The organism is Methyloceanibacter sp. (assembly GCF_049590335.1).
Taxonomy (GTDB): Bacteria; Pseudomonadota; Alphaproteobacteria; order Rhizobiales; family Methyloligellaceae; genus Methyloceanibacter.
In genome coordinates this window covers 1-6,626 of sequence record NZ_JBAWCQ010000049.1, presented here as the reverse complement: position 1 = coordinate 6,626, position 6,626 = coordinate 1, and the positions used below count along the sequence as shown (strand labels likewise).

Below are 6,626 nucleotides of genomic sequence, written 5' to 3'. Positions count from 1 at the left end.
GTCGAGTGCAATGGCATAAGCCTGCCTGACTGCGAGACTGACAAGTCGAGCAGAGACGAAAGTCGGTCATAGTGATCCGGTGGTCCCGAGTGGAAGGGCCATCGCTCAACGGATAAAAGGTACGCCGGGGATAACAGGCTGATAACCCCCAAGAGTCCATATCGACGGGGTTGTTTGGCACCTCGATGTCGGCTCATCACATCCTGGGGCTGGAGCAGGTCCCAAGGGTTCGGCTGTTCGCCGATTAAAGTGGTACGTGAGCTGGGTTTAGAACGTCGTGAGACAGTTCGGTCCCTATCTGCCGTGGGTGTAGGAGAATTGAGAGGAGCTGTCCCTAGTACGAGAGGACCGGGATGGACGTACCTCTGGTGGACCTGTTGTCGCGCCAGCGGCACAGCAGGGTAGCTAAGTACGGAAGGGATAACCGCTGAAAGCATCTAAGCGGGAAGCCCACCTCGAAACTAGTTCTCCCTTGAGAGCCGTGGAAGACCACCACGTTGATAGGCTGGATGTGTACGCGCAGCAATGCGTGTAGCTAACCAGTACTAATCGCTCGATCGGCTTGATTGCTTTCATTATCAGTATCCATCTGTTGTTCGTGCTACGGGCCTTACGGCCTACGTGGGCACGAAGACACGGGATGTTGTCGCAACCCCGCGCTCAAGTAGCGCGAAGCGCGGTGGCGCCCCAAGAGATGGTTGTTGAGACCAGATTTTCGTTGCTAACTATTCTTTGCTGGCCTGGTGATTCTGGCGGAGCGTCTACACCCGATCCCATCCCGAACTCGTCCGTGAAAAGCTCCAGCGCCGATGGTACTAAGTCTCAAGACTTGGGAGAGTAGGTCGTCGCCAGGCTTGCTAAGAGTAGTTGGCCGTCACGCCGCTGTCGGCAGCCAATGAGCTGCTGCCAAACGCGCGATGCTATACCGAGATTTTGCCCCTCTTTCACGATTGTTGGCGCCGCCACGTGCGTAGCGCCAGATTTACAAAACCGCCGCTTGGGTTTTCCCAGCGGCGGTTTTTTGTTGTCAGCGTCTTCGTGCCCGCTTGTTGGCATTGCGATGTGAGGCCGGCGACGTCATAGTCCGCCGAGCTTCAACATCAGCATCTTCTTTGCCAACCAAACGAGGGAACAAGACAGATCATGTCTGACCGTATTGTCATGAGAGTGGGTGAAAGCCTTGTCGCCGGCGGGCCGCCCGGTACGGCCGCGGAGCCGGAGGTTGCTATCGGCCAGATGGATGGGCCGATGGGAAGCGCCTTCGCCAACCTGCTTGGGGATCAGGTAAAGGGGCATAGCCGCGTTCTAGCGCTGCTCAACACCGACGTCATGGTGCGTCCGCCGACGCTCTGCGTCAGCAAGGTCACCGTCGATGATGTGCGTTACACCAACATCCTCATGGGCACTGTGCAGTATGCGACCGCCATGGGTGTGCTCGATGCGGTGCGCTCGGGCGACATCCCGAAGGACAAGGCGGACGAGCTCGGCATCATCGTCTCCGTGTGGCTCAATCCGGGGATTGTCGACGTCGAGAATCTCGACCACCAGATCCTTTTCGACATTCACCGCAAGGCGACTTGGCAGGCCATCAACAAGGCCATGGCGTATCAGCCCTCGATCGACTGGCTCCTGGCGAACCAGGATAAGGTCGTGCACAAATATTTCGAGAAGGGCCTCAAGGGCGAGTAGCAACGCCGTTGCGCTATAGGGGAAGACGAGCCGTCGCGGGTTACCTGCGGCGGCTTTTTTGCGACTAAATCCGCCGCCTAGCGGCCCGCCGCCTCGGTCTCGCAAGCGAGGGAGATCGCGCCGGTGCCGTCGGAGTCCTCGCATGGAACGCCCGCAGCTTGGGCGCCAACGAGAATGGTCGATGCGCGCTTGGTGAGATCTTTGACCGGGGCCGCCTTGGCCGTCGAGATGCTGCCCGTGTATTCTTTCTGCCACCGTCGGCCGGTCTTGAGATAGAAGGCATTGCCGCCTGCCACGGTCAGGTATTTAGCGGGGTAGGGGTTCTTGTAGCTCGCCGCATGGAAATGCATTGCCGGTCCCACTTTTGCGTGGCGGGCGCCCTTGAGCACCGCATCGGCTGCGTGCACGGCCGGTTTCATCTGCTTAGGATCCATGGACCGGGTTAGCACGCCCGGTGCGAATTGCTTGTGCTGTCCGACCACGCCGCAGATCGTGCTGGGAAAGCGCTGGGACTCGACCCGGTTCATGACGACTGTGCCCACAGCCATGGACCCGTCAACGCTTGAGCGGTTTGACTCGAAATACATGGCGCGGACCAGACACTCCCGCTCGTCGGACGTCGCGGCCATGGGCAGCCTTGCGGGTGAACGCCCGGAACAGCCATTCAGGCAGAGTGCCGCTGTGGCGACAGCGATCGCCGCCACGACATATGTCCCCCGGATCGGCAGTTTGAATCCCTTTAGGCTGTGAAGTTCCCTCTGGCCAAAGGTCCCCACAGCCGGGACCGATCAGGCCATTCCCCAGCCCCTCTATTGGGCCCAGTCCCGGTCCAGACAAACCGCTAGGCGTCGAAGCTAACGGTCAAAAGTTGCGCTGAGATTGACGCGATAGACTTTCTAAGGGTTCTAGGTCACTTGGCGTCCCCGTACAATGGATCGAATGATGCCGATTCGTTGGCTAGCGCGTCGAGACCTGATTGCTGTGCCGGAAAGCGCCGGGCACGTGTTTGGCAAGCGGTTGATTACGTTGCGCTAGGCAGAGCGACCGACCGCCGCACGTGACACCACGGCACAACACAAACTGCCCGATACGACTTACTCTGGCGACATGTTGGCGGCTGGTAGTGCCTACTATTGATTGTATATAAAGCGATTTTGGAGACGACCATGGGGCGGATGACGAGGCAGCACCTGATCGAAGTTGGGCTCGCTCTTGCTTTGACTGTGGCCGCCCTTTTGTTCGTCGCCTTGACCGTCTGGGCCGACCAGAGGACGGGCATCGTCGTTTCCGAAGCCTGGGTGCGTCCGACAATTGGGGAGGGCCGCGTGACGGCGGCCTATATGACAATCCAGAATGTCGGTACCGCAGACGACGTGCTGCGTGGCGTGCAGTCTCCGAAAGCCGCGCGCATCGAGATTCATGAGACGAACATCGCCGCCGATGGCGTCATGAAAATGAGGCCCCTCGAAAACGGACTCACCATCCCGGGTGGAGGATCCGCATCGCTCAAGCCTGGGGGCGCCCATGTCATGGTCATGGGCCTCGACGGCAAGCTGGCCAGGGGCGAGACCCTGCCGCTGACACTGGAATTCGACACGGCTGGGCCGATTGAGATTTCAGTGCCGGTCGGGATCGGACCATCCAGCGCGCCGGGCAAAGAGGGCGACGCCGCGCCGGAACATCAATATCATTGAGCACTGTCTGCGCTTATTTGTCCGCGCCACGGAAGCCGGATAGCGCGCAGGCGTGGAGCGTCCGCGTTTGGTTTCGCACCAATGGGATTTCGACTGGCGGCAGCAATGTCACGCTGTCGAAATGGCGCGCAATGCCTTTGCGGCAGGCGCGCAGAGAGACCAGCAGAACCGGCTCGGGTGTGCCGGCCACGAAGGGGCGGGTCATCTCGTAGTGATGGTGTGGTTCCGGCCGGCGCTTCCAGACATAGATGGGCGTCTTGGCCTCGCCCATGTAATAGAGCAGCTCGGCGGTCAGATCGCGCGTATCGACCAGGACTGCGCCATAGGCGCCCTCGGACAGAAGTTTCCGGACTGCATCGGCAGTCTCGTCCCACCCGATCGACGAGCGTAGGAATTGGAGCTGCTCGAATGGCGTCCAGCTGCGAGCGAAAGCCGGCGCGATGCCGATGATCGCGGCGACGAGAAAGTGCAGCGCCATCGAGATCGCCATCAGCACGCGCCGCCCCTGTTCCAGCATGACCGCCGAGACGAAAACGGTAGCGGCGGGATACGCGGTCGCCGCCCAATTGCCGTGCGCACGCGACAGCAAAGCCTGGACAGCGAGGGTTGCGAGAATCGGTAGCGAAAAGCAGAGGAGCAGCGTCTTGTTGGTATCGTCCGGCCGTCCGGCGTGCCGGAACGAGGCCCGGGCGAACACAGCAAAAAGGATCGGCCCGAATAGCGCGAACTGCGCAGCGATGAACTCTGCGAGCGCGAGCGGGTGAATATAGGGTGCGCGCCAGCTGATATTGTCCCCGGTATGCTTCGCGGTAGGCCAGCCATGTTCGGCGTTCCACACGATGTTCGGCGAGAACAGGGCAATCGCGATGAGGCCTGCGAAAATGGCGCGGCCGCCCAGAAGCGCCTGGCGGGCCTCGCGCGACACGATGGCGTGGCAGGCAATGCACAGCACCGCGTAAACCATGGCCTGCTTGGCCAAGAGTCCCGTGCCGATGGCGAGGCCTAGGAGGATGGCGAAGCCCATGCTCTGCCGCTTCACCAGCATCACCCAGAAGAAGAGCATGAGCGTCCAGAGGAAGATCAGCGGCGCATCCGTGGTGATCAGCGCGGAGGCATAGGAGACTCCCGGCAGCGTCGCGAAAAAGATGGCGGTCCAGAAACCCGTTCGTGCATTGAAGAGGACCCGGGCGATGGCGAAGAGCAGTCCCGAGGTTAACGTATAGAGGATGGGAGAGGCGGCGCGCGTGCAGGCCTCCGAAACCCCGCAGGCTTCGCTCATGGCACGTATGATCCAGGCGATCAGAGGCGGCTTGGAGAAATAGCCGAACTCGAAATCGCGCGACCAGGTCCAATACTGAGCCTCGTCCATGACGAGATCGACCTTGGACGCATAGAGGGCCACCAGCCGGAAGGCGAGCAAAAGGCCAAGGCACAGAAGGGTCAGAAGGCCATAGCCCCGGTCGGAGAGGGGCGGTCCGAAGGGCGCGCCGGACGGTCCGATCTCTTTCGACGTTTTGTGGGCGGACAAGATGGAATCCTCAAGAGGCGCGTGCGGAGCGTCTCAGCCCCTAAAGAGCTGAAATATTTATCATTCTTATGTCAGGCACGTGGCATCGTACATCTGGACGTCAATCTTGAACATCACTATGGTCGCTTCGACTACCACTCGCGTCCTGTAGGAGATCATATGCTAGGCGATTGGGCGCCGGGCGGCGCCGTCCGCATCTCCGTTGTTATTCCTGCGTTCAACGAGCAAGGCAATATTGGCCGTTTGATCGAGGAAACCTACACCGCTGTGCCCGGGTCCGTGCTCGGGGAGGTGATCGCTATCGACGATGCCAGCGACGACGCCACGGCCGCGGAAATCAAAGCATTGATCCCTCATCACGGCACGTTGCGCTATCTGCGCCATGCCCACCGGGGCGGGCAGAGCGCTTCAATGCGCACGGCAATATTGGCCGCGCGCTTTCCAGTGATCGCGACCATGGACGGCGACGGGCAGAACGATCCGGCCGATATCCCTGCGCTATTCGAGAAGCTTGGCTTGCCTGGATCGGAGCCTGCGCTCGTGGGCGGGGTCAGGACTTCGCGGAAGGATACCGGCTCGAAGCGTTTCGCTTCGCGCTTTGCCAACTGGCTCCGGGACAGTGTCCTGAATGATGGATGCCCGGATACCGGGTGCGGCATTAAAGTCTATCATCGCGAGGCCTATCTGGCGCTTCCCTTCTTCACCAGCATGCATCGTTATCTTCCCGCCTTTTTCCTGACCTACGGACATCAGGTGAGCTTTGCACCGGTCAACGATCGGCCGCGTTTGGCGGGCCAGTCGAAATACACCAATTTTGGCCGCGCGCTGATCGGCATCTACGATCTCGTCGGGGTGAGCTGGCTGCGCAAGCGCACGGATATTCCGCCTGTGGCCGAACATGTCCATGGCGATGCCACGAAGACTGGAGAGCGGCACATTCAACTCGTAAGTCAGAGAGGGTAACGGCTATGTCCGCGGGAAGCCTCGCGCAATGGTGGGCTGACAAGTCCACGGCGGAACTGGTCTGGCTCGGAATCGGCCTATTCGCGCAGCTTATGTTTTCGATGCGATTCCTGATTCAGTGGATCGCGACGGAGCGCGCCCGTGCCTCCATCGTGCCCGAGACGTTCTGGTACTTCAGCTTTGTCGGTGGGCTCATGCTGCTGAGCTATGCCATTCATCGCATGGATCCGGTCTTCATCATCGGCCAGGCGACGGGGCTGATCATCTATTCCCGCAATATCTATTTCATCTGGCAGGGCAAGGGAGTGGATAAAGGCCCCCCGGGAGTCCCCATGGACGGTGATGCCAAACCGTCTAAGGGGTTCGAGGTAGACGGCTTGAGAGAGCCGGCGCGCAGCAAGGCGTAGCGCCACGCCGGGCTTTACAAGGCTGTCGTAAATCCCTTATAGAGGGGCTAGCGTCGCAGGCTCTCGGGGCTGCGCAAGTTTAGCGCTTCCTATCTTCTTAGAACCTATCTATAGGTTCCCCCCTTTCGCGGCGACCCCCTTTTTGAGGCTTCAGCGCTGCGCGAAGGGAAGGCCCTTTTTTCTAGAAGGCCACTTGGTTTCTAGAAGGCTAACTGAATTGACGCGGGGTGGAGCAGCCCGGTAGCTCGTCAGGCTCATAACCTGAAGGTCGTAGGTTCAAATCCTACCCCCGCAACCAGTTTTACCAGACCTGTCATCCTCTCATTGACGATTGGTTCTTTCAGC

6 protein-coding genes, 1 tRNA gene and 2 rRNA genes are annotated in these 6,626 nt (G+C 60.0%); 7 read left to right on the top strand and 2 right to left on the bottom strand.

All coding sequences use genetic code 11. The annotated features are described in order from the left end of the window. The 3 genes from WBQ77_RS03345 to WBQ77_RS03335 all read left to right on the top strand — a co-directional run. A 23S ribosomal RNA gene (locus WBQ77_RS03345) occupies positions 1–570 on the top strand; the annotation flags it as partial. 169 nt (positions 571–739) lie between these two features. Further along, positions 740–854, top strand: a 5S ribosomal RNA gene (rrf, locus tag WBQ77_RS03340). Positions 855–1,143: 289 nt separating this feature from the next. Next, positions 1,144–1,689: a formaldehyde-activating enzyme gene (locus WBQ77_RS03335; RefSeq protein ID WP_424043814.1), complete on the top strand. Its 546-nt coding sequence runs from the start codon at positions 1,144–1,146 to the stop codon at positions 1,687–1,689. Positions 1,690–1,766: 77 nt separating this feature from the next. Here the strand turns inward: WBQ77_RS03335 and WBQ77_RS03330 are convergent, their stop codons facing one another. Further along, a complete protein-coding gene (locus tag WBQ77_RS03330) occupies positions 1,767–2,393 on the bottom strand; it encodes a cell wall hydrolase (RefSeq protein ID WP_424043815.1) in 627 nt (208 codons plus the stop codon). 462 nt (positions 2,394–2,855) lie between these two features. Here WBQ77_RS03330 and WBQ77_RS03325 point away from each other — a divergent pair, with 462 nt between their 5' ends. Continuing rightward, entirely contained in the window at positions 2,856–3,383 is a 528-nt protein-coding gene (locus WBQ77_RS03325; RefSeq protein ID WP_424058925.1) for a copper chaperone PCu(A)C, read from the top strand. 13 nt (positions 3,384–3,396) lie between these two features. Here the strand turns inward: WBQ77_RS03325 and WBQ77_RS03320 are convergent, their stop codons facing one another. Then, positions 3,397–4,911 (bottom strand): ArnT family glycosyltransferase, encoded by a 1,515-nt coding sequence (locus WBQ77_RS03320; protein WP_424058923.1) that lies wholly within the window; start codon positions 4,909–4,911, stop codon positions 3,397–3,399. A gap of 159 nt (positions 4,912–5,070) precedes the next feature. Between WBQ77_RS03320 and WBQ77_RS03315 the strand changes: the two genes are divergently transcribed. The 3 genes from WBQ77_RS03315 to WBQ77_RS03305 all read left to right on the top strand — a co-directional run bounded on the left by WBQ77_RS03315 (position 5,071) and on the right by WBQ77_RS03305 (position 6,579). Then, positions 5,071–5,874 (top strand): glycosyltransferase family 2 protein, encoded by an 804-nt coding sequence (locus WBQ77_RS03315; protein WP_424043820.1) that lies wholly within the window; start codon positions 5,071–5,073, stop codon positions 5,872–5,874. A gap of 5 nt (positions 5,875–5,879) precedes the next feature. Next, positions 5,880–6,281, top strand: a complete 402-nt coding sequence (locus WBQ77_RS03310) for a lipid-A-disaccharide synthase N-terminal domain-containing protein (RefSeq protein ID WP_424043821.1) — start codon at positions 5,880–5,882, stop codon at positions 6,279–6,281. Between the two features lie 221 nt (positions 6,282–6,502). Continuing rightward, a tRNA-Met gene (locus tag WBQ77_RS03305) sits at positions 6,503–6,579 on the top strand. Positions 6,580–6,626: the final 47 nt, after the last annotated feature.

Excerpts from the sequence above, each read along its gene's own strand:
- WBQ77_RS03335 (WP_424043814.1), top strand. The coding sequence starts at position 1,144 with ATGTCTGACCGTATTGTCATGAGAGTGGGTGAAAGCCTTGTCGCCGGC.
- WBQ77_RS03325 (WP_424058925.1), top strand. The coding sequence starts at position 2,856 with ATGGGGCGGATGACGAGGCAGCACCTGATCGAAGTTGGGCTCGCTCTT.
- WBQ77_RS03315 (WP_424043820.1), top strand. The coding sequence starts at position 5,071 with ATGCTAGGCGATTGGGCGCCGGGCGGCGCCGTCCGCATCTCCGTTGTT.
- WBQ77_RS03310 (WP_424043821.1), top strand. The coding sequence starts at position 5,880 with ATGTCCGCGGGAAGCCTCGCGCAATGGTGGGCTGACAAGTCCACGGCG.